Annotated in this window: 19 protein-coding genes; 11 read left to right on the forward strand and 8 right to left on the reverse strand. The window is 69.5% G+C overall.

Going from position 1 to position 20,809, the window contains the following annotated elements:
* Positions 1–37: 37 nt before the first annotated feature.
* The 3 genes from lon to SPR02S_RS17185 form a co-directional block, all read right to left on the reverse strand.
* Positions 38–2,455 carry an endopeptidase La gene (gene lon, locus SPR02S_RS17175; RefSeq protein ID WP_019058219.1) on the reverse strand — a complete coding sequence of 806 codons (2,418 nt, stop codon included), beginning with the start codon at positions 2,453–2,455 and terminating at the stop codon, positions 38–40.
* Between the two features lie 576 nt (positions 2,456–3,031).
* On the reverse strand, positions 3,032–4,168 hold the full coding sequence (locus tag SPR02S_RS17180) for a hypothetical protein (RefSeq protein ID WP_019058220.1): 1,137 nt from the start codon (positions 4,166–4,168) through the stop codon (positions 3,032–3,034).
* A gap of 91 nt (positions 4,169–4,259) precedes the next feature.
* Entirely contained in the window at positions 4,260–4,694 is a 435-nt protein-coding gene (locus tag SPR02S_RS17185) for an ATP-binding protein (protein WP_019058221.1), read from the reverse strand.
* Between the two features lie 147 nt (positions 4,695–4,841).
* On the opposite strand from SPR02S_RS17185, the gene SPR02S_RS17190 reads away from it, so the two are divergent.
* The 4 genes from SPR02S_RS17190 to SPR02S_RS17205 all read left to right on the forward strand — a co-directional run bounded on the left by SPR02S_RS17190 (position 4,842) and on the right by SPR02S_RS17205 (position 7,007).
* Complete coding sequence (locus tag SPR02S_RS17190) at positions 4,842–5,693, forward strand: helix-turn-helix domain-containing protein (RefSeq protein ID WP_026150628.1); 852 nt, start codon at positions 4,842–4,844, stop codon at positions 5,691–5,693.
* A gap of 10 nt (positions 5,694–5,703) precedes the next feature.
* Positions 5,704–5,901, forward strand: a complete 198-nt coding sequence (locus SPR02S_RS17195) for a DUF397 domain-containing protein (RefSeq protein ID WP_019058223.1) — start codon at positions 5,704–5,706, stop codon at positions 5,899–5,901.
* Positions 5,902–5,915: 14 nt separating this feature from the next.
* The gene (locus SPR02S_RS17200; RefSeq protein WP_019058224.1) at positions 5,916–6,110 is read left to right on the forward strand and encodes a DUF397 domain-containing protein; all 195 of its coding nucleotides are present in this window, start codon (positions 5,916–5,918) and stop codon (positions 6,108–6,110) included.
* 105 nt (positions 6,111–6,215) lie between these two features.
* Positions 6,216–7,007, forward strand: coding sequence for a GNAT family N-acetyltransferase (locus SPR02S_RS17205; RefSeq protein WP_052347000.1), 792 nt, complete (start codon positions 6,216–6,218; stop codon positions 7,005–7,007).
* Between the two features lie 44 nt (positions 7,008–7,051).
* Here SPR02S_RS17205 and SPR02S_RS17210 read toward each other — a convergent pair whose 3' ends face one another.
* The gene (locus SPR02S_RS17210; RefSeq protein WP_019058226.1) at positions 7,052–7,984 is read right to left on the reverse strand and encodes a rhomboid-like protein; all 933 of its coding nucleotides are present in this window, start codon (positions 7,982–7,984) and stop codon (positions 7,052–7,054) included.
* A gap of 216 nt (positions 7,985–8,200) precedes the next feature.
* On the opposite strand from SPR02S_RS17210, the gene SPR02S_RS17215 reads away from it, so the two are divergent.
* The 5 genes from SPR02S_RS17215 (at position 8,201) to SPR02S_RS17235 (ending at position 15,257) form a co-directional block, all read left to right on the forward strand.
* Positions 8,201–8,923, forward strand: a complete 723-nt coding sequence (locus tag SPR02S_RS17215; RefSeq protein ID WP_019058227.1) for a spermine/spermidine synthase domain-containing protein — start codon at positions 8,201–8,203, stop codon at positions 8,921–8,923.
* Positions 8,924–9,036: 113 nt separating this feature from the next.
* The gene (locus SPR02S_RS17220) at positions 9,037–9,777 is read left to right on the forward strand and encodes a response regulator transcription factor (RefSeq protein WP_019058228.1); all 741 of its coding nucleotides are present in this window, start codon (positions 9,037–9,039) and stop codon (positions 9,775–9,777) included.
* A complete protein-coding gene (locus SPR02S_RS17225; protein ID WP_019058229.1) occupies positions 9,774–10,880 on the forward strand; it encodes a sensor histidine kinase in 1,107 nt (368 codons plus the stop codon). Before SPR02S_RS17220 ends, SPR02S_RS17225 begins: the two co-directional genes overlap by 4 nt.
* Positions 10,881–11,161: 281 nt before the next feature.
* Positions 11,162–14,989, forward strand: coding sequence for a multifunctional oxoglutarate decarboxylase/oxoglutarate dehydrogenase thiamine pyrophosphate-binding subunit/dihydrolipoyllysine-residue succinyltransferase subunit (locus SPR02S_RS17230; protein WP_019058230.1), 3,828 nt, complete (start codon positions 11,162–11,164; stop codon positions 14,987–14,989).
* A gap of 85 nt (positions 14,990–15,074) precedes the next feature.
* The gene (locus SPR02S_RS17235; protein WP_019058231.1) at positions 15,075–15,257 is read left to right on the forward strand and encodes a DUF6104 family protein; all 183 of its coding nucleotides are present in this window, start codon (positions 15,075–15,077) and stop codon (positions 15,255–15,257) included.
* Positions 15,258–15,308: 51 nt separating this feature from the next.
* On the opposite strand, the gene SPR02S_RS17240 is transcribed toward SPR02S_RS17235, so the two are convergent.
* Positions 15,309–16,154, reverse strand: coding sequence for a hypothetical protein (locus SPR02S_RS17240; RefSeq protein ID WP_019058232.1), 846 nt, complete (start codon positions 16,152–16,154; stop codon positions 15,309–15,311).
* A 219-nt stretch (positions 16,155–16,373) separates the two neighbouring features.
* Here SPR02S_RS17240 and SPR02S_RS17245 point away from each other — a divergent pair, with 219 nt between their 5' ends.
* Both SPR02S_RS17245 and SPR02S_RS17250 read left to right on the forward strand, forming a co-directional pair.
* Positions 16,374–17,543 carry a DUF4097 family beta strand repeat-containing protein gene (locus SPR02S_RS17245; RefSeq protein ID WP_019058233.1) on the forward strand — a complete coding sequence of 390 codons (1,170 nt, stop codon included), beginning with the start codon at positions 16,374–16,376 and terminating at the stop codon, positions 17,541–17,543.
* A gap of 1 nt (position 17,544) precedes the next feature.
* On the forward strand, positions 17,545–18,645 hold the full coding sequence (locus SPR02S_RS17250; RefSeq protein WP_019058234.1) for a PadR family transcriptional regulator: 1,101 nt from the start codon (positions 17,545–17,547) through the stop codon (positions 18,643–18,645).
* Between the two features lie 112 nt (positions 18,646–18,757).
* Here SPR02S_RS17250 and SPR02S_RS17255 read toward each other — a convergent pair whose 3' ends face one another.
* From SPR02S_RS17255 to SPR02S_RS17265, 3 genes are all read right to left on the reverse strand, one after another.
* On the reverse strand, positions 18,758–19,330 hold the full coding sequence (locus tag SPR02S_RS17255) for a Clp protease N-terminal domain-containing protein (RefSeq protein WP_019058235.1): 573 nt from the start codon (positions 19,328–19,330) through the stop codon (positions 18,758–18,760).
* The gene (locus SPR02S_RS17260) at positions 19,330–19,539 is read right to left on the reverse strand and encodes a helix-turn-helix domain-containing protein (protein ID WP_019058236.1); all 210 of its coding nucleotides are present in this window, start codon (positions 19,537–19,539) and stop codon (positions 19,330–19,332) included. The genes SPR02S_RS17255 and SPR02S_RS17260 overlap by 1 nt, the downstream gene beginning before the upstream one ends.
* Before the next feature lie 192 nt (positions 19,540–19,731).
* Positions 19,732–20,697 carry a zinc-binding dehydrogenase gene (locus tag SPR02S_RS17265; protein WP_019058237.1) on the reverse strand — a complete coding sequence of 322 codons (966 nt, stop codon included), beginning with the start codon at positions 20,695–20,697 and terminating at the stop codon, positions 19,732–19,734.
* Between the last annotated feature and the right edge of the window lie 112 nt (positions 20,698–20,809).

A 20,809-nucleotide genomic window follows, 5' to 3' on the forward strand; every position in this document is an offset into this window, starting at 1 on the left:
GAAGAGACCCGGGCCTTCACCTAACCGATGGCGTCCGTCACGCCGCCACCGGAACCTCCGACGTCGCACCGTTCGTCGCCGGCGCGAGCGCCAGCTCCAGGACCTGGCGGACGTCCGTGACGGGGTGGACGTCGAGCTTCTCCAGGACCTCGGCCGGGACGTCGTCCAGGTCGGGCTCGTTGCGCTTCGGGATGATGACGGTGGTGACCCCGGCCTGGTGCGCGGCGAGCAGCTTCTGCTTCACGCCGCCGATCGGGAGGACCCGACCGGTCAGGGAGACCTCACCCGTCATCGCCACGTCCGTGCGGACCAGTCGGCCGCTGAGCAGCGACGCCAGGGCCGTCGTCATCGTGACACCCGCGCTCGGGCCGTCCTTCGGCACCGAACCCGCCGGGAAGTGGATGTGCACGCCCCGGTCCTTCAAGTCGCCCACCGGCAGCTCCAGTTCGGCGCCGTGCGAGCGGAGGAAGGACAGGGCGATCTGCGCGCTCTCCTTCATCACGTCACCGAGCTGACCGGTCAGGGTCAGACCCGCCGCGCCCGTCTCCGGGTCGGCCAGCGACGCCTCGACGTAGAGGACGTCACCGCCCGCGCCGGTGACCGCGAGTCCGGTGGCGACACCGGGTACGGCCGTGCGGCGCTCGGCCGGGTCCTGGGCGGACTCGGGCACGTGGTGCGGCCGTCCGATCAGGCCACGCAGGTCGGCATCCGTGACGGTGAACGGCAGCTCCCGCTGCCCCAGTTCGTGCTGGGCCGCGATCTTGCGCAGCAGCCGGGCGACCGACCGCTCCAGGGTGCGGACGCCGGCCTCGCGGGTGTACTCACCGGCGAGCTTGCGCAGCGCGCTCTCGTCGATGACGACCTCGTCGTCCTTGAGCCCCGCCCGCTCCAGCTGACGCGGGAGCAGGTGGTCACGGGCGATGACGACCTTCTCGTCCTCGGTGTAACCGTCGAGCCGCACCAGTTCCATCCGGTCCAGCAGTGCCTCCGGGATGGCTTCGAGCACGTTGGCCGTCGCCAGGAACACCACGTCGCTCAGGTCGAGTTCGACCTCCAAGTAGTGGTCCCGGAAGGTGTGGTTCTGCGCGGGGTCGAGCACTTCGAGCAGCGCCGCCGCCGGGTCCCCCCGGTAGTCGGACCCCACCTTGTCGATTTCATCCAGCAGGACCACCGGGTTCATGGACCCGGCCTCCTTGATGGCCCGGACGATACGACCGGGCAGCGCACCGACGTACGTACGCCGGTGACCACGGATCTCGGCCTCGTCCCGCACCCCACCGAGCGCGACCCGCACGAACTTCCGTCCCATGGCATGGGCGACGGACTCACCGAGCGAGGTCTTACCGACACCGGGCGGACCGACGAGGGCGAGCACGGCACCACCGCGCCGGCCCCCGACAACCCCCAGCCCCCGCTCCGCGCGCCGCTTGCGCACGGCCAGGTACTCGGTGATGCGCTCCTTCACGTCGTTCAGACCGGCGTGCTCGGCGTCGAGGATCGCCTTGGCACCCTGGATGTCGTACTCGTCCTGGGTCCTTTCGTTCCACGGCAGTTCAAGAACGGTGTCCAGCCAGGTACGGATCCAGGACCCCTCGGGCGACTGGTCGGAGGACCGCTCCAGCTTCTCAACTTCCTTGAGCGCGGCCTCGCGAACCTTCTCAGGAAGATCGGCGGCCTCGACACGGGCCCGGTAGTCATCGGACTCCTCGCCGTCGCTCGTGTCCCCGTTCAGCTCGCGCAGTTCCTTACGAACGGCTTCGAGCTGGCGCCGCAGCAGGAACTCGCGCTGCTGCTTGTCGACGCCTTCCTGCACGTCCTTGGCGATGGTCTCGGCAACGTCCTGCTCGGCGAGGTGATCGCGCAGGTGCTGGGTGGCGAGCTTCAGCCGGGCCACCGGTTCGGCGGTCTCCAGCAGCTCGATCTTCTGCTCGGTGGTGAGGAAGGGCGAGTAGCCAGAGTTATCGGCAAGCGTGGACACGTCATCGATGGCCTGCACGCGGTCGACGACCTGCCAGGCCCCCCGCTTACGCAGCCAGGCGGTGGCCAACGCCTTGTATTCCTTCACCAACTCGGAAACGGAGCCGGACAAGGGTTCGGGCAGGCTCTCGTCGAGCGCGGTGCCCTCCACCCACAGTGCGGCACCGGGCCCGGTGGTCCCGGCCCCGATCTTCACGCGGCTACGGCCGCGGATCAGCGCACCGGGGTCGCCGTCGGCCAGCCGGCCGACCTGCTCGATGGTGCCGAGCACGCCGGTACTCGCGTAGGTCCCGTCGATCCGTGGCACCAGCAGGACCTTGGGCTTTCCGGGCTCGGACCGCGCGGCGGCCTGGGCGGCCTCCACGGCGGCGCGTACATCGGTGTCGTTCAGGTCCAGCGGAACCACCATTCCGGGCAGCACGACCTCGTCGTCGAGCGGCAGCACGGGCAGGGTGAGCGGTGTGGACGTCGAAGCCATGATCTCCCCTTAGGCAGTCAAGTTGAGCTATGCCGACTCAATGCTTGGGCGCCTTCGATTGTTCCCCACCCTGTGTTCGCCGTGAGCGATCAGGCGTAGTGCGCTGGGTTCTGCGCAGGTCAACACGGAAATGGGGCGGGGGCTTCCCGGGGGGCGGGGTGTGTGCGGGGGCGGGGTGCGCTGACTCGCGCGTCGCCGACGAAGCCCTCGCGGCAGCGGCCCTGATCGCCGCACAACGCCCCGGCGGCGCGCCCGCCCGCCCCCACTACGGACCGGCCGAGCCCGTCCCCGACGACTACACCCCGCCTCCACTCGGCCGACTGGACGAAGTTCTCGCGGCCGTGAGCCGGGCCGAGCCCGAAGCCGACCTCTCGGGACCCAACTGGTCCATGGAACTCGACATCGGCTCGAAAGATCCCGTGGACTCGATCATGCTCCACATCAGGAGACCTGATGACTCCCCAAGGCCCCTCGGGCCGGCAAACATTCCAGGAGTATCGCGACCGCGTTGTCGACACCACGCACTGACTCACGGCGAGCACAAGGCCTGGCCACTCTGCCGTCCCGTCCGGCCGCCTACGCGTCCAGTGCCACCGGGCGCGTCCAGGTGCCGTCCTTCAGGGCGGCGAGGACTCGGCGCTTGATCTCGGCGCGCCGCGAGCTGCTGACGAGCGACATGGGCAGAAACCCGTCCCGCTCCTCGTAAGGGCGCAGTTCGGCGCGGATGAACGCGTACTCGGACGGATGCGCTTCGACGAGGAGCCGGCTTGCCGCCGCTTTGGCCTCGGCCCCGGCGATCACGTGCGGACTCTCGCGCGTCCGTTCGCGCAGCACCTGGTTGACCTGACGGAGACACCGCTTGCACTCCAGGCGTCGCTGCTGGACGGCCGCGAGGAAACGCCGGGCATTGAGCACACCGGTCGCTTCCGCATGAGGGAGCCGGTAGAAGTCGTCCGGAAGCGGTCCGAGCGCGTGCGGTGACTCCGCGCGGGCACGCTCCGCGGTGCTGTCGGCCAGTCCTCTCAGGGCGTTCTCCCACCGGCCCAGCATGAGGGGATGGCGCAGCGCCATGTTGCGCTCGTCCTGGTCCTTGGCGTCGTCGGCGGCTGCGAGTCGTACAGCGGTGTCGGCGGCGGTGAGCAGCGCCTCGACCTCCGCGGTGCGCGGCGCGACGATCCGGCCGTGGGCGACGGCGTACGCGATCTGCTCGTGCACGTCGCTGAAGGACGGCTCCTCGTACCCGTCATCCATGTTCAAGCGAGCCCGCTCCCGTCGAAGAAGCTTCGCGTGCTCGTCCGGAAACGCGCTCCTGAGCCAACCCTGAGCGGTGACATGGGAGTTCGTGCCGTTCTTGCGTTCCACGCTGTTGTGGAAGTCGTTGCGGCGGAGTTTCTTGACCAGCACGCTGGCTTCGTTGCCGCGAGCGCGGACACGTCGCAGGCGATGCTCGGTGATCTCCAGGCGAGGGTCGTTGGCGTACCGCATCCGCTCGGTGGCCACCTGAAGCTCCCCGGACGCGCAGAACAGGGCGTCCTGCCAGTCCTCCCGCCATTCCGCCTTGCGCAGCAGCCGACGGGTGCGCTGCGGGACGAACCCGCTCGTGGCGTCCGCGAGTGCCACGGCGACAAGGTTGTCGAAGCTTTCGGTGATCAGCGCTACGAGCTGATCTGTCGGGATGCGCTCGACCTCGGCGAGTCGCAGCCTCTCCGCCATGCCGTCCCCTTCCGGCTCACCACCCTTGTGGGCACCGTATCCACATCAGCGGAGTCGATCGGTGACTTTCCGTGATCTGGCCAGGTCTTGGTCAGGAGTGGCCGACGCGGTCTGGCGCGCCCCACAGCAGCTCGAACCACACGACCTTGCCCTGCGCCGGCCCCACCACGAAGCTCCCCCAGGCATCGGCGCACAGCTCCACGAGGGCGAGGCCGCGCCCCCCTTCGGCGTACGGCTCCGGGCAACCCGTCGGGTCCGGCGGCAGGAAGCCCAGGTCCCAGACGCTGGCCCGCAGCCGCTTGTCCGCCCACTTGAGGCTGAGGGAGGCGGGGCCCGGGGCGTGACACCAGGCGTTGGTGAGGAGTTCGGAGGTCAACAGGAGGGCGGTGTCGGCGAGTTCGGGGAGGGCGTGGCGGGTGAGGACGGAGCGGACGGTGTCTCGGGCGATGGCGGGGGCGAGGGGGTCGTGGGGAACCCGGAGGATGTAACGCCATTCGGAGGGGGGTTCGAGCCGGCGTTCGTCCATGGCAACTCCTGGGCGACAGAAGGAGGTTGGCGGCCCTGTGATCGGCCAGGCACTCACCGTAGGGCAGGCTGGAAACATCTGCTACCGATTCGCGCTATTTATCGTGCAGGTAGACCCGATCGTGTGGCGCAGGCAAGACTGTCGCCCATGCCACCAAGGACATCACCGACGTTGCGACAGCTGCGCCTGGGAACCGAACTGCGGCGCATGCGAGAGCAGTCGGGGCTTGCCATCAATGACGCAGCCACCGCGCTCGGCGTGAGCCGCACGCACATCACCAACGTGGAGCTGGCCCGCTTCGGAGTGAGCGAGCAGCGGGTGCGCGCCCTCGCCTCGATCTACGACACACCGGACCAGGCCTACGTTGATGCGCTGGTGGGCATGACCCAGGACCGCAAGCCCGGTTGGTGGGAGGAATACAGGGGGTTCATCGGTGCAGGAGCAGTCGACCTCGCCGAGCTGGAGTTCCACGCGACGGGTCTGCACGTGTTCGCCGCTATGCATGTGCCCGGCCTGCTCCAGACCGAGGAGTACGCCCGCGCCGTACTCGCGGAGAGAGTGCCCGTCTGGCCGGGCCCCGAGCTTCGCCGCCGGCTCTCGCACCGTATGAAGCGCCGCGACATCCTGGACCGAGAGACTCCGGTCTCGTGCACGTTCGTCGTCCATGAGGCCGCACTTCGACTGTGTTTCGGCGGCCCGGACGTCATGCGTGCGCAGCTGAAGGAGCTGGTCGAGTCGTCGCGCCGCCGGAACGTCACCGTACGGGTCATCCCCTTCAGCTCCGGCGGCTTCCCCGTACCGGGGCTGACCGTGTCCTACACGTCCGGCCCGGTGCCCCAACTCGACACGGTGCAGCTCGACACCTCGATCGCCACGGAATTCCTCGATGCGCCCACTCAGTTGTCGAACTACCGTGTGCTCATGGAGCGCATCACCAAGGCCGCGCTTCCCAAGAAGGAGTCACGTGAGTTCATCCACTCCCTCGTTCAGAGCGCCTGAAGGGAGAAACGTGTCCCAGTTCAGCTGGCAGAGGTCGTCCTACTCCGGGTCGGGGGACAACAACTGCGTCGAACTCGCGGCATCGGACACCACCCTCGCCCTCCGCGAGAGCGACGACCCCACCGTCGTACTCCACACTCAGCGCCCCCAACTCACCGCCCTCCTGCGGCACATCAGGACCAGCACAGCCCGTGCCGTCTCTCTGTGAAAGAGGTTCGGGACATGCCCGAGATCACCTGGCAAAAGTCGTCCTACTCCGGCTCGGGAGAGACGAACTGCGTTGAAATCGGCGCCACTCCACACACCCTCGCCCTCCGCGAAAGCGACAGCCCCACCGTCGTACTCAACACCGACCGCCCCCAACTCACCGCTCTCCTACGGCACATCAGGACCACCACACCCCGCCCCCGCCGTTAATCAGTTGCCCCAGCTCACACACCTCGTACCGTCTCCCCCGTGACAGAGACGGAAACCGGGGCTGAACCCGAGACCCAAACCCTCCTCGCCGCCTACGACAACCAGATGCGCGGCGCCGCCCCCAACCCGCCCGCCGGGGTGACGTACGAGAAGGACGGGCCGCTGCTGCGGATCGTCGGGGAGACCCGGGGGTTCGTGACCGGACCGCGTGACCTGGGCCTGCGGGGGCATGCGCTCGATGAACTGATCGCCCGGCAGCGGGACTTCTTCGCGGCGCGTGGGGAGCGCGTGGAGTGGAAGATCCGGGGTCACGACGAACCGGCCGACCTCACGGACCGGCTGCGCGCGGCGGGCTTCGTGCCCGAGGATCAGGAGACGGTGCTGATCGGGCGGACCGAGGAACTAGCCGTAGGTGAGCCCGTGTTGCCCGAGGGCGTCACCGTGCGCCGGGTCTCCGGCGAGGCGGATCTGCGGCGGATCGGAGCCATGGAGTCGGCGATCTGGGGCATCGACCTGACCTGGCTGGCGACCGAACTGCTCGGCCGGGTCACCGCCACCCCGGACGAGATCGCGGTCTACGTCGCGGAAGCGGAAGCAGACGGCGAGGTGATCTCCGCGGCCTGGCTGCTCTTCTACGGCGACTCCGAGTTCGCCGGGCTGCGCGGCGGTTCGACCGTCACCGCGTGGCGCGGCAAGGGCATCTACCGCGCCCTCATCGCCACCCGAGCCGCCCTCGCCGCCGCCCGCGGAGTCCCGTACCTGCACGTGGACGCCTCGGACGACAGCGCGCCCATCCTGCGCCGACTGGGGTTCCGGGCGATCACCACGACCACGCCGTACGTGTGGCCACCGGAGCAACCGCCCCAGAAGAGCGCCGACTTGGCATCCCAGGACTAGACGGGACTAGAGACGAACCTGAACGCGGCCAACTGGGCGGGGAGTCAGACCCCCGCAACCTCAACCCGAGCCACCCCAGCCACTCCGACCGCCCCAGCCACCCTTGCGGCTCGTTCCTCCCGCGCCGCCCGCGCCCACCGCCGTATCAACGGCCACGTCGCGACACCTATCGTCAGCGAGATCAGGTGACCCCAGTTCGTCATGGGGTCGGTGAACGCGATCAGGTCCGCGACCAGTGACCAGCCGAACAGGGCGATCAGCGGGAGGCCGAGCCAGGGCCGGAGCAGACCGGCCAGCGCTCCTATGCTCGTCGCCACGCCGAAGCTGATGCCGTAATCGAGGCGGTGGAGGGAGGTGTCGGGGAGGTGGCCCGCCAACACCGCGATTCCCACGGTCCCTTCGGTCGCCAGCGTCGCCAGGATGTGCCCGGACAGGAAGACACCCGCAGCCCGCACCCCGCCGATCCGACGTTCCAGCGCGGTCAGCACGAGCAGGAAGAGGAACGCGTACGGCGACACCACCCCGCCCACGATCCACATCGCGCTGGCGACCAGCACGAGGAACGGGTCGCGGAGGAGGTGGGTGACGTCCGTGCTGGATGCCTGGTGCAGTTGGGTCACGAAGGTCGGGTCGGCGTACTGCGCCACCAGCGAAGTTACGACGAGCAGCATCCCGTAACCGAAGGTGAACGGCGTCCCCGTGGGCGTCGGCAGCAGTCGCCAGGGGTGGAGGCGGCGGAGCGCGGCCAAGACGCGTGACTCTCCGGGGACTGCGGGGGTGGACGCCGAGAGGGACACCGCCGCCGAAGTCCGCGTAGCGAACCCCAACTGCCCTACCGCGTCCGGCACTTCCCGCTGTCTCGGCATCGCGTCCAGCAGACCGGAATCCAGGGGCGAAGCCGACCCGAACTCGTCGGCCAGGGGCCCGCCCGGAGGCGTGGCGGGGGCCTGGGTGTCGGCCGTCGCGATCCGTTCCACGGTGAGGCGCTCCTTCCGGTTCCACCCCACCCTTCGCCGTCCCACCAGCCGCTGTCTATGACCGACGCCACGCGAGAGCCGATTCACAGCAACCTGAAAGCCTTCTCGCGCGTCCGCCGGTACCTTGTGCGCCCGGGCCCACGCGGCCCCACCCGGACGAGTACGCCTTGGGTTAATTCGGCTGCGCGATCCGGTGAAACTGCCAGGATGGATCGCATGACCACCGCGTACGACACCTCGGTGTACGACAACACCTCCGCGTACGACGCCCCCGTCGTCCTGGACCGTCGCGAGGGCCCCTACGGCGAGGTGGTGCTGCGCCGGCACGGGGAGTTGCTGCAGATCATCGCCAACGGGTGCTTCCTCATGGACACTTCGGACGGGCGCTCGGAGCGGCTGCTGGTCGACGCCGCACGCGATGCCCTCGACTCGCGCCCCGAAACCGGCGTACTGCCGGACGTGTTGATCGGCGGGCTCGGTGTCGGGTTCTCGCTGGCGCATGCCGCCGCCGACCCGCGCTGGGGCCGGATCACCGTCGTGGAGCGGGAGCCCGCGATCGTCGAATGGCACCGATCGGGGCCCTTGTCGGCGCTCTCCGCGGCCGCTCTCGCCGACCCCCGGACGGACATTGTGAAAACGGATCTAGTCGCATTCGTCAATGAGACTTGCGCCACTTTTGACGCGCTCTGCCTCGACATCGACAACGGCCCCGACTGGACCGTCACCGACAGCAACGAAACCCTGTACTCGCAGGCCGGACTGGCAAGCTGTGCAAGGGTGTTGAGGCCAGGCGGGGTACTGGCCGTATGGTCGGCGCAGCCCTCTCCGGAATTTGAGCGAACCTTATGGAATGCCGGGTTCCAACAGGTGCGTACCGAAGAGATCCCGGTTGCCCGAGGAGTTCCCGACGTGGTGCACCTCGCCGTCCGACCTGGATAGCAAAGGCGTGGTGACTGCCCGTACCCTGCTTGCCTGGCGCAGATCATTCAAGCGTCAAGCGCAGTCATGGGATCACCCCACTGGTTCCGGAAAGCACACTTCAGGGGCGGGCGATGGAGCAGACAAGTACCTCCCACAACGGTACGGCCACGGCCACGCCGGGCGCACAGCGCCGGGTGCTGGTGGTCGAGGACGACCCGACGATCGTCGACGCCATCGCAGCCCGTTTGCGGGCCGAGGGATTTCTCGTGCAGACCGCGGGCGACGGGCCGTCGGCCGTCGACACCGCCGAGGCCTGGCAGCCCGATCTGCTGATCCTCGACATCATGCTGCCCGGCTTCGACGGGCTGGAGGTCTGCCGCCGTGTGCAGGCCGCCCGCCCGGTGCCGGTGCTGATGCTCACCGCGCGCGACGACGAGACCGACATGCTGGTCGGACTCGGGGTCGGCGCCGACGACTACATGACCAAGCCGTTCTCGATGCGGGAGCTGGCGGCGCGGGTGCATGTCCTGCTGCGCCGCATGGAGCGTGCCGTGGTGGCCGCGTCCACCCCGCGCTCGGGCATCCTGCGCCTCGGTGAGCTGGAGATCGACCACGCGCAGCGCCGGGTACGGGTGCGCAGCGAGGACGTGCACCTGACGCCCACCGAGTTCGACCTGCTGGTGTGCCTGGCGAACACCCCGCGTGCCGTGCTCTCGCGCGAGCAACTGCTCGCCGAGGTGTGGGACTGGGCCGACGCGTCGGGCACCCGCACCGTCGACAGCCACATCAAGGCGCTGCGCCGGAAGATCGGCGCCGAGCGGATCCGCACGGTGCACGGCGTCGGCTACGCGCTGGAGACCCCGACGCCATGAGCGAAGGGCAGACGTCACGGAGGAGCCCCGGGGAGCCCTGGGGCGGCGTACGCCCGTTCTCGATCAAGACCAAGCTGGGCGCGCTGGTCGTCATCGCGGTGCTCATCACCACCGGGCTGATGATGATCGCCATGCGCACGGCGACGGAGCTGCGCTTCATCACGGTCTTCTCGATGATCGCCACACTGCTGATAACGCAGTTCGTGGCCCATTCGCTCACCGCGCCGCTGGACGAGATGAACACGGTGGCCCGGTCCATCTCGCGCGGTGACTACACCCGCCGGGTGCGCGAGAACCGCCGTGACGAACTGGGCGACCTGGCCGGGACGATCAACGTCATGGCCGACGAGCTGGAGGCCCAGGAGCGCCAGCGCAAGGAACTCGTCGCGAACGTCTCGCACGAGCTGCGCACCCCCATCGCGGGCCTGCGCGCCGTACTGGAGAACGTCGTCGACGGCGTCTCGGCCGCCGATCCGGAGACCATGCGGACGGCGTTGAAGCAGACGGAGCGCTTGGGACGTCTCGTCGAGACGCTGCTCGACCTCTCCCGGCTCGACAACGGCGTCGTACCGCTGAAGACGCGTCGCTTCGAGGTGTGGCCGTATCTCTCGGGCGTGCTCAAGGAGGCCAACATGGTCGCCTCCGCGCGCGCGGGCATCGCGTCGGGCTCGGGCAGTCACACGCGGACGGACGTCCATCTGCACCTGGACGTGTCCCCGCCGGAGCTGACCGCGCTCGCCGACCCGGAGCGCATCCACCAGGTCGTCGCCAACCTGATCGACAACGCGGTCAAGCACAGCCCCGCGCACGGCCGGGTGACGGTCAAGGCGCGGCGCGGGTCGCTGCCCCAGTCGCTGGAGCTGGAGGTCCTGGACGAGGGGCCCGGCATCCCGAAGGCGGAGTGGGCGCACATCTTCGAGCGGTTCAACCGGGGCGCGGTCAGCTCGCCCCACGGACCCGGCAGCGACGGCGGTACGGGCCTCGGCCTCGCGATCGCCCGCTGGGCGGTGGATCTGCACGGCGGCCGGATCGGTGTGGCCGAATCCGACCGTGGGTGCAGGATTATCGTCACCCTCCCGGGACTCCCCGCCATGCCAAGTTGACGTAAAGTTCGACCCGGAGCCCCAAGATCCACGACGGTCCGCGCTGACGGACACGTGTGATCAGGCACAGGCCCGCGCCGTCGGCGCGTCCGGCCCGCATCGACGTGCGTCTTCCGCAGCGGAACCACGCTTGTTTCCCGCCATTTCAGTGCTCGAAACACACTTTCCGATGTGACTTACGCGACGATGGAGCGGCCCGACCTGACCTTGGCGGTCATGGGGGCGTAGCCTTAATTCCCGCTGTCCATCACCTTGTGAAGCGGAAGAGGGCGGTTGCCGCCGTGTCGTCACAGTCCCCCAGTAACTCGACCATCTCGACCGAGTCCGACCAAGCCGCGGGTAAGAATCCCGCGGCGGCGTTCGGTCCCAACGAGTGGCTCGTCGACGAGATCTATCAGCAGTACCTCCAGGATCCGAACTCGGTGGACCGAGCCTGGTGGGACTTCTTCGCCGACTACAAGCCGGGCGCGGCTGCCGCCCCGACCTCGACTTCGGCGGGTACTGCGGCCGCGGGGGCCGCAGCGCCCACCACCCCGGCCCCGGCCGCACCCGTAGCCGCAGCTCCGGCTCCGGCCCCGGTCGCTCCTGCCGCGCCCGTGGCTCCGGCGGTCCCCGCGCCGGCGCCCGCAGCGGCCGCTCCGGCGCCGGTGAAGGCCGTAGCCCCGGCTCCGGCGCCTGCGAAGGCGGCGGCCCCGGTCGCTCAGCCGAAGAAGGCGGAGCCCGCGGCCGAGGCCACTGGTGGCCCGGAGTTCGTGACGCTGCGCGGTCCCGCCGCCGCGGTCGCGAAGAACATGAACGCTTCGGTCGAGGTCCCCACCGCCACGTCGGTGCGCGCGGTCCCGGTCAAGCTGCTCTTCGACAACCGCATCGTCATCAACAACCACCTGAAGCGCGCCCGGGGCGGGAAGATCTCCTTCACCCACCTCATCGGCTACGCGATGGTGCAGGCCATCAAGGCCATGCCGTCGATGAACTACTCGTTCGTCGAGAAGGACGGCAAGCCGACCCTGGTCAAGCCGGAGCACGTCAACTTCGGTCTCGCCATCGACCTGGTGAAGCCCAACGGCGACCGCCAGCTCGTCGTCGCCGGCATCAAGAAGGCCGAGACGCTGAACTTCTTCGAGTTCTGGCAGGCCTACGAGGACATCGTCCGCCGCGCCCGCGACGGCAAGCTGACGATGGATGACTTCACGGGCGTCACCGTGTCGTTGACCAACCCCGGCGGCCTCGGCACCGTCCACTCGGTGCCGCGTCTGATGCCCGGTCAGTCGGTCATCATGGGCGTCGGCTCGATGGACTACCCGGCCGAGTTCCAGGGCACGAGCCAGGACACCCTCAACAAGCTCGGTATCTCGAAGGTCATGACGCTCACGTCGACCTACGACCACCGGGTCATCCAGGGCGCGGCCTCCGGCGAGTTCCTGCGCGTCGTCGCGAACCTCCTGCTCGGCGAGAGCGGCTTCTACGACGAGATCTTCGAGGCGCTGCGCATCCCGTACGAGCCGGTCCGCTGGCTCAAGGACATCGACGCGTCGCACGACAACGACGTGACGAAGGCCGCCCGCGTCTTCGAGCTGATCCACTCCTACCGGGTCCGCGGCCACGTCATGGCCGACACCGACCCGCTGGAGTACCGCCAGCGCAAGCACCCCGACCTGGACATCACCGAGCACGGCCTCACCCTGTGGGACCTGGAGCGGGAGTTCGCGGTCGGCGGCTTCGCCGGCAAGTCCCTGATGAAGCTGCGCGACATCCTCGGCGTGCTGCGCGACTCGTACTGCCGCACCACGGGCATCGAGTTCATGCACATCCAGGACCCGAAGCAGCGCAAGTGGATCCAGGACCGCATCGAGCGCTCGCACTCCAAGCCGGAGCGCGAGGAGCAACTGCGCATCCTGCGCCGCCTGAACGCGGCGGAGGCCTTCGAGACCTTCCTCCAGACGAAGTACGTCGGCCAGAAGCGCTTCTCCCTCGAGGGCGGCGAGTCGGTCATCCCGCTGCTGGACGCGGTCATCGACAGCGCGGCCGAGTCGCGCCTCGACGAGGTCGTCATCGGCATGGCCCACCGCGGCCGCCTGAACGTGCTCGCGAACATCGTCGGCAAGTCGTACGCCCAGATCTTCCGCGAGTTCGAGGGCAACCTCGACCCGAAGTCGATGCACGGCTCCGGCGACGTGAAGTACCACCTGGGCGCCCAGGGCACGTTCACCGGCCTGGACGGCGAGCAGATCAAGGTCACGCTCGCGGCGAACCCGTCCCACCTGGAGACGGTCGACCCGATCATCGAGGGCATCGTCCGCGCCCGCCAGGACATCATCAACAAGGGCGGCACGGACTTCACGGTCCTGCCTCTGGCCCTGCACGGTGACGCGGCCTTCGCGGGCCAGGGCGTGGTGGCCGAGACGCTCAACATGTCGCAGCTGCGCGGCTACCGCACCGGCGGCACGATCCACATCGTCATCAACAACCAGGTCGGCTTCACGGCGGCTCCCGAGTCGTCGCGTTCCTCGATGTACGCCACGGACGTGGCCCGCATGATCGAGGCCCCGATCTTCCACGTGAACGGCGACGACCCCGAGGCCGTCGTCCGCGTCGCCCGCCTGGCCTTCGAGTTCCGTCAGGCGTTCAACAAGGACGTGGTGATCGACCTCATCTGCTACCGCCGCCGCGGTCACAACGAGTCGGACAACCCGGCCTTCACCCAGCCCCTGATGTACGACCTGATCGACAAGAAGCGCTCGGTGCGCAAGCTGTACACCGAGTCGCTGATCGGTCGCGGCGACATCACCCTGGAAGAGGCCGAACAGGCGCTCCAGGACTACCAGGGCCAGCTGGAGAAGGTCTTCACGGAGGTCCGCGAGGCGACCGCCCAGCCGGGTGCGGCGCCGATGTCGGACCCGCAGGCGGAGTTCCCGGTCGCGGTCTCCACCGCGATCTCCTCGGAGGTCGTCAAGCGGATCGCCGAGTCCCAGGTCAACATCCCGGACAACTTCCACGTTCACCCGCGCCTGCTGCCCCAGCTGCAGCGCCGGGCGACGATGGTCGAGGACGGGACGATCGACTGGGGCATGGGCGAGACGCTCGCGATCGGCTCGCTGCTCCTTGAGGGCACCCCGGTGCGCCTCTCCGGCCAGGACTCCCGCCGAGGCACGTTCGGCCAGCGCCACGCGGTCCTCATCGACCGTCAGACGGGCGAGGACTACACCCCGCTCCAGTACCTCTCCGAGGACCAGGCCCGCTACAACGTCTACGACTCCCTCCTCTCCGAGTACGCGGTCATGGGCTTCGAGTACGGCTACTCGCTGGCCCGCCCCGACGCGCTCGTGATGTGGGAGGCGCAGTTCGGCGACTTCGTCAACGGCGCGCAGAGTGTGGTCGACGAGTACATCTCGGCGGCGGAACAGAAGTGGGGCCAGACGTCCGGCGTCACGCTCCTCCTCCCCCACGGCTACGAGGGCCAGGGCCCGGACCACTCCTCGGCCCGCGTGGAGCGCTTCCTGCAACTCTGCGCGCAGAACAACATGACGGTCGCGATGCCGACCCTCCCGTCGAACTACTTCCACCTCCTGCGGTGGCAGGTGCACAACCCGCACCACAAGCCGCTGGTGGTCTTCACCCCGAAGTCGATGCTGCGCCTCAAGGCCGCGGCGTCGAAGACGGAGGAGTTCACGACGGGCCAGTTCCGCCCGGTCATCGGCGACGCGTCGGTGACGGACCCGGCGGCCGTCCGCAAGGTCGTCTTCGTCACGGGCAAGCTGTACTACGACCTGGACGCCGAGCGGGTCAAGCGCGGCTCCACGGACACGGCGATCATCCGGCTCGAGCGGCTCTACCCGCTGCCCGGTGCCGAGGTCCAGGCCGAGATCGCCAAGTACCCGAACGCCGAGAAGTACCTCTGGGCCCAGGAGGAGCCGGCCAACCAGGGCGCCTGGCCGTTCATCGCCCTGAACCTGATCGACCACCTGGACCTGGCGGTCGGCGCGGATGTTCCTCACGGGGAGCGGCTGCGGCGGATCTCCCGCCCGCACGGCTCGTCGCCGGCGGTCGGTTCCGCCAAGCGGCATCAGGCTGAGCAGGAGCAGTTGGTGCGTGAGGTGTTCGAGGCGTAAGCGCCCCGCACTGTCGTACGCGGCCGGGCCGCACCCCCACTCCGGGGGTGCGGTCCGGCCGTTTGCGCGCACTTATCCTTGACCCATGTACTTCACGGACCGTGGCATCGAGGAACTGGAGAAGCGGCGCGGCGAGGAAGAAGTCACCTTCGAGTGGCTCGCCGAGCAGCTGCGGACGTTCGTCGATCTGAACCCCGACTTCGAGGTCCCGGTGGAACGCCTGGCGACCTGGCTGGCGCGACTGGACGACGACGAGGACGACGAGTAGTTCCTCCTACGATGGTGCCGCTGGTTCCTACGGCGGTGCCGCCGGCGTGTGTCAGTCGCGCGGGCGGGCGAGGTCGTAGGCGAGGCCCAGCAGCCCGTGGGACAGGAGCAGCGCCCCCGCCACCGTCCAGCCTCCGCTACGGCGTCGTAGGCCCCAGGTCGTGAGCGGGAGGCCGGCTGCCGCCTGGGTCAGGGCCAGGGCGCGTGCTCTGGGGGTGCCGGACCAGGGCATCCAGGGGCCGAGGCGGCTGCTGTCGACGGCGTCGAGTTCCGCGCGGACCGCCTCACGCCAGCCCGACCACTCCACCTGCTGGGCATCCGGGCGGATGCGGGCGATCTCGCGGAGGCGGTCGGCGGGTTCGCCCGGGGTGAGCCCTGTGGGTAGGGCCACTCCCGCGCGCGTGAGGACCGCCAGGAGGCCGCGCAGGCGGGTGCGGGCGTCGGTCTCGGGGGCCGGTTTCGTGAGGTGGTCCAGGGACTGCAGGTCCAGTACGGGGTCCAGGCCCAGGCGTGCGGCGAAGGTGCGCATCGCCTCGTCCTCGCCGGCCGGGGTGCCGTCGGTGAGCCAGACGTAGCCGACGGGGCGGCGGAATCCCGAGGCCAGGGTGTAGCCCGCGCGGTCGGCGTCCCACCACAGGGCGAGTACCGGCCAGGGGGCGCCGACGGCGAGTGCGGTGGCCCAGCCGGTGAGGACGCGGTCGACCGGTTCCTCGCCGTGCAGCCAGGGCTTGCCCTCTGGGACGAGGACGCTCCAGTCGTCGCCCGCGCGGGTCAGCAGCATGCGTTCACGGAGCGGGTGGGCCGCCTGGGCGACGGACTCGGGGTCCGCCCGGCAGAGCAGCAGGGCGCCCGGGGTGGCACCGGTCCGGTGTCTGGCCTGCGGCTTCTCCGTCGACATGGTCACACGCTAGGGCAATGGGCCCATTTCCGCCGGTTGTCCGGAGTCCGGCGTCCGCTGTCCAATCCCCGACCTCCGACCTCCGACCTCCGACCTCCGCCCTCCGGTGATCACCGAAACGAGTGTCTTGACTTTCGACATCCACGATATATCGTGTTTCTCGGAAGACGCGATATGGCGCGTCGTGTTCCGTCCGGTTAGGCCGAGGAGGTCTGCATCATGTCCGAGTGGTCCGTCGCAGAGCCCAAGAAGCTCACGTTCGACGAGCCCGTGAGCGATCTCCACGTGCGCATCGTCAACGGAACGGTGAACGTCGTGGGGACGGACGAGGGTTCCGCCCGCATGGAAATCTCCGAGATCGACGGGCCGCCCTTGGTGGTGACCCAGAAGAACGGCACGCTGACGGTGGCGTACGAGGACCTCCCCTGGAAGGGCTTCCTCAAGTGGCTCGACCGGAAGGGCTGGCGGCGCAGCGCGGTGGTCTCCCTGGCCGTTCCCGCGAGCACGCGCGTCGAGGTCGGGGTGGTCGGTGCGGCGGCCGTCGTCTCCGGGATCAGCGGGCCTTCGGTGGTGCGGGGCGTCACCGGTGACACGACCCTCGTCAGCCTCTCCGGATCCGTTCGCGCCGAGACGGTCTCCGGGAATCTGGAGGCCCAGGCCGTCACCGGCGACCTCCGCTTCAACTCCGTCTCCGGCGATCTCACCGTGGTCGAGGGCTCGGGGCCCTCCGTGCGCGCCGAGTCGGTCAGCGGCTCGATGATCGTGGACCTCGACCCGGACGGCCCGACCGACGTCCGGCTGACCAATGTCTCGGGCGAGATCGCCATCCGGCTGCCGCATCCGGCGGACGCGGACGTCGAGGCGAACACGGCGAGCGGTTCGATCTCCAACGCGTTCGACGGGTTGCGGGTGCACGGCCAGTGGGGCGCCCACAAAATCACCGGCCGCCTGGGCGCGGGCACCGGGAAGCTGCGCGCTACGACGGTCTCCGGTTCGATCGCACTGCTGCGTCGTCCGGCGGCGGAGGAGGACGAGGGCGAGGGCGGGCCGTGGGACGGGGACACGGAGGCGACCGTCTCGGCGACACAGGCCGACAAGACGCCTCGGCCCGACATGACAAAGGGGCCCGGAGTTTCGACAGAGCCCGAGGACAGTGGGCCGGGCGACACGGCCGAGGAGACGGGGTCACAGGAGAAGACGTCTCAGGAGAAGGAGCCGGACGCTTCGGACGACGCCACCGGTGCCCCTGCGCCCGGCGTGACGGACGACGCTTCCGGCGCCCCTGTGGACCAGGCTCAGGGCGACTCGGGGGACAATTCCGTTTCCGGCCCAGGTGGTGCTTCCGGCACCGCCGAGGCCGACGGCACGACCGACAAGAAGGTGCTCTGACATGCCTCCCGTCTTCGCCCACGGCCGCCTCCGCCTCTACCTGCTGAAGCTGCTGGACGAGGCCCCCCGACACGGCTACGAGGTCATCCGCCTCCTGGAGGAGCGCTTCCAGGGGCTGTACGCGCCCTCGGCGGGCACGGTCTACCCGCGCCTGTCCAAGCTGGAGGCCGAGGGCCTGGTCACCCACACCACCGAGGGCGGCCGCAAGGTGTACTCCATCACGGACGCCGGCCGCGCCGAACTGGCCGACCGCAGCGGCGAGTTGGCCGACCTGGAGCTGGAGATCCGCGAGTCGGTCGCCGAACTGGCCGCCGAGATCCGGGCCGACGTCCGGGGCGCGGCGGGTGACCTGCGGCGCGAGATGCGCGCGGCGGCCTCCGAGGCCCGCCAGGGAGCCAGGACCGGGCGGGCCAGGCCGGGCGAACACGAAGGCCCCGCCGGGGACTTCACGGACTTCGCCGACAAGGAATCGTGGCGCGCCGCCAAGGAGGAGATGCGCCGCGCCAAGCAGGAGTGGAAGGAACAGGCCCGGCGCGCCAAGGACGAGAGCCGGCGGGCCCGCGAGGAGGCCCAGCAGGCCCGGCGCCAGGCCAAGGAGGCGCAGGCGCGGGCTTGGGCACAGGCCCAGGAGGAGATGCAGCGCATCGGCCGCCAGGTCCAGGAGCACGCGCAGGACCACTTCGCGCGCGGCGACTGGCCCACGGGTGTGCGGGAGAGCCTGAGCGAACTGGCCAAGGAGTTCGGCGACTTCGGGAAGGAGTTCGGCAAGGACTTCGGGTTCGGGGGGCGACCGGGTGCGGGTACCGATGCGGGTGCGGGTGCGGGCAAGTCGGCCTCGACACCGGCGGCGCCCTCGACACCCGAGTACAGCCAGACCCCGGAGGACTTCCCCGCGGAGTACGAACCGGCCTGGGCCCACGAGGACTCCACCGGCGACCCGGCCCGCGATCTGGACCGGCTCCTCGACCGCTTCCGGGACGACATCCGTGACGCGGCCCGCGACCGTGGCGTCACCGAGGACCAACTCCGAGACACCCGGCGCCACTTGTCGGCGGCGGCGGCACACATCGGGGCGGTACTCCGCGGCAGCCGCAAGGCCTGAGGCCAGCCCGTGAAGCACAGGCACAAGCGGTGCGCCCCGGCATCGAGCCCAGGCGCAACCGCCCCGCACCACCTCACCCCACCCCCGCACACAAGCATGTCGACCTGCCCGCTCAGCCCGCCGCCCTCGCCTCTCCCCCGCCGTACAGCACCCGCGTCGCCGCCTCGTGCGTCACCCCGTGGTCGGCGAGCACCTCACCCGGCACGCCGGGGAGGACGGTCAGAGCGAGGAGAAAGTGTTCGTCACCGACGTGCCGGTCGCGATGGGCGACGGCGATGCGCAGGGACTTCTCCAGGACGTCCTTGGCGCCGCGGCTGAAGACCCGGCGGCCCGACCACGACTCCTTGTCCTTGCGGTCGCCGGACATCGCCCCGACGCCGTGCACCTCCTCGACCCGGGCGACGATCTCCGAGACATCGATACCGAGCCCGGCAAGGGCATCGGCCTCGGCCTGCGAGAGCCCCGCACGTCGGCGCGCGTCGCCCAGAGCCCGTCGTACGGACTCCTTGCGTTCCTCGGGAGCGAGACCGAGGGCGGTCAGGGTGAAGGAGGCGCGACTGGCCTTTCGGTCGAGGAGGGCCAGCAGCAGGTGTTCGGGGTCGACGGAGCCGGACCCCGACCGCTCGCGGTGCTCCACCGCGCCCCGCACCACGGCGCGGGCGTCCTTCGTGAACCGTTCGAACATCACTGCCTCCCGTACTTCTTGTGCACGGCCTGCCTGCTGACACCGAGTTCCGCGGCGATCTCCTGCCACGACCAGCCCTGATTGCGCGCACTGCGCACCTGCACCGCCTCCAGCTGCTCCACAAGCTTGCGCAGCGCGGACACGGCACGCAGGCCGACCCGTGGATCACGGTCACCCGCGCGCTCGGCGAGATCCGTTGCTTCGGTCATGATGTCAACTTACGTTGACACACCCCGCATGTCAACCAAAGTTGACAACCGGTGGCGACACGCAAGGTGGCGGCAAACGCCGACGGCCGGCCCGGAGAACCGGACCGGCCGCACAGAGCCACACACAGGGAAGGAAGTTGCCAACCGGGATCGCTGACCGGGATCGCTGACCGAGCTCGCTGACCGAGCTCGCTAACCGTTCGTGAGGACGATCTTGCCGAACTGGCCGCCGGAGTCGAGCCGTTCGAAGCCTTCGCGGGCGCGGTCCATGGGCAGCACCTCGTCGATGACCGGCCGTACACCCGTCGCGGCGCAGAAGGCGAGCAGGTCCTCCAGCTCGTCCTTGGTGCCCATGGTCGAGCCGACGACCTTGAGTTCGAGGAAGAAGATGCGGGTGAGTTCGGCGTGCGAGGGCCGGTCGCCGCTGGTGGCACCGGAGATGACGAGCGTGCCGCCGGGCTTCAGGGACTTCACCGAGTGGGACCAGGTGGCGGCGCCGACGGTCTCGATGACGGCGTCGACGCGCTGCGGCAGCCGCGCCCCCGGCTCCACCGCCTCCAGGGCGCCCAGCTCCAGCGCCCGCTTCCGCTTGGCCTCGTCCCGGCTGGTCGCGAAGACCCGCAGCCCGGCCGCCTTGGCGAGCACGATGGCAGCCGTGGCGACACCGCCGCCGGCACCCTGCACGAGCACCGAATCTCCGGGCCGTACACCGGAGTTGGTGAAGAGCATGCGGTACGCGGTCAGCCAGGCCGTGGGCAGACAGGCGGCTTCCGCGAAGGACAGTTCCTTCGGCTTCGGCAGGACGTTCCACGTCGGTACGGCGACCTGCTCGGCGAAGGTGCCCTGGTAGTGCTCGGTGAGGATGGAACGGGGCTCCTTGGGGCCGACGCCGTGACCGGTCTGGCCGATGACGGAGTGCAGGACGACCTCGTTGCCGTCCGCGTCGACACCGGCGGCGTCGCAGCCGAGGATCATCGGCAGCTTGTCCTCCGCGAGGCCGACGCCGCGCAGGGACCAGAGGTCATGGTGGTTGAGGGAGGCGGCCTTGACGTCGACGACACTCCAGCCCGGCCGGGCCTCGGGGGCGGGACGCTCCCCCAACTCAAGGCCGGAGAGCGGCTGGTCGCGGTCGATTCGGGCGGCGTAGACGGCGAACATGACCTTGACGATAGGCTCCGCCGGTTGACCAGGGAACTACCTCGCGCTGTGACACATGCCCTCTTGCGCAAGAGGTGCGGGGTATTCACCTGGTCGTCCCCTGGGGGCTGCG

It is taken from the genome of Streptomyces prunicolor NBRC 13075, from assembly GCF_000367365.1.
Taxonomy (GTDB): domain Bacteria; phylum Actinomycetota; class Actinomycetes; order Streptomycetales; family Streptomycetaceae; genus Streptomyces; species Streptomyces prunicolor.

Excerpts from the sequence above, each read along its gene's own strand:
- lon (WP_019058219.1), bottom strand. The coding sequence starts at position 2,455 with ATGGCTTCGACGTCCACACCGCTCACCCTGCCCGTGCTGCCGCTCGAC.
- SPR02S_RS17180 (WP_019058220.1), bottom strand. The coding sequence starts at position 4,168 with ATGGCGGAGAGGCTGCGACTCGCCGAGGTCGAGCGCATCCCGACAGAT.
- SPR02S_RS17185 (WP_019058221.1), bottom strand. The coding sequence starts at position 4,694 with ATGGACGAACGCCGGCTCGAACCCCCCTCCGAATGGCGTTACATCCTC.
- SPR02S_RS17190 (WP_026150628.1), top strand. The coding sequence starts at position 4,842 with ATGCCACCAAGGACATCACCGACGTTGCGACAGCTGCGCCTGGGAACC.
- SPR02S_RS17200 (WP_019058224.1), top strand. The coding sequence starts at position 5,916 with ATGCCCGAGATCACCTGGCAAAAGTCGTCCTACTCCGGCTCGGGAGAG.
- SPR02S_RS17205 (WP_052347000.1), top strand. The coding sequence starts at position 6,216 with ATGCGCGGCGCCGCCCCCAACCCGCCCGCCGGGGTGACGTACGAGAAG.
- SPR02S_RS17215 (WP_019058227.1), top strand. The coding sequence starts at position 8,201 with ATGACCACCGCGTACGACACCTCGGTGTACGACAACACCTCCGCGTAC.
- SPR02S_RS17220 (WP_019058228.1), top strand. The coding sequence starts at position 9,037 with ATGGAGCAGACAAGTACCTCCCACAACGGTACGGCCACGGCCACGCCG.
- SPR02S_RS17225 (WP_019058229.1), top strand. The coding sequence starts at position 9,774 with ATGAGCGAAGGGCAGACGTCACGGAGGAGCCCCGGGGAGCCCTGGGGC.
- SPR02S_RS17235 (WP_019058231.1), top strand. The coding sequence starts at position 15,075 with ATGTACTTCACGGACCGTGGCATCGAGGAACTGGAGAAGCGGCGCGGC.
- SPR02S_RS17240 (WP_019058232.1), bottom strand. The coding sequence starts at position 16,154 with ATGTCGACGGAGAAGCCGCAGGCCAGACACCGGACCGGTGCCACCCCG.
- SPR02S_RS17245 (WP_019058233.1), top strand. The coding sequence starts at position 16,374 with ATGTCCGAGTGGTCCGTCGCAGAGCCCAAGAAGCTCACGTTCGACGAG.
- SPR02S_RS17250 (WP_019058234.1), top strand. The coding sequence starts at position 17,545 with ATGCCTCCCGTCTTCGCCCACGGCCGCCTCCGCCTCTACCTGCTGAAG.
- SPR02S_RS17255 (WP_019058235.1), bottom strand. The coding sequence starts at position 19,330 with ATGTTCGAACGGTTCACGAAGGACGCCCGCGCCGTGGTGCGGGGCGCG.
- SPR02S_RS17260 (WP_019058236.1), bottom strand. The coding sequence starts at position 19,539 with ATGACCGAAGCAACGGATCTCGCCGAGCGCGCGGGTGACCGTGATCCA.
- SPR02S_RS17265 (WP_019058237.1), bottom strand. The coding sequence starts at position 20,697 with ATGTTCGCCGTCTACGCCGCCCGAATCGACCGCGACCAGCCGCTCTCC.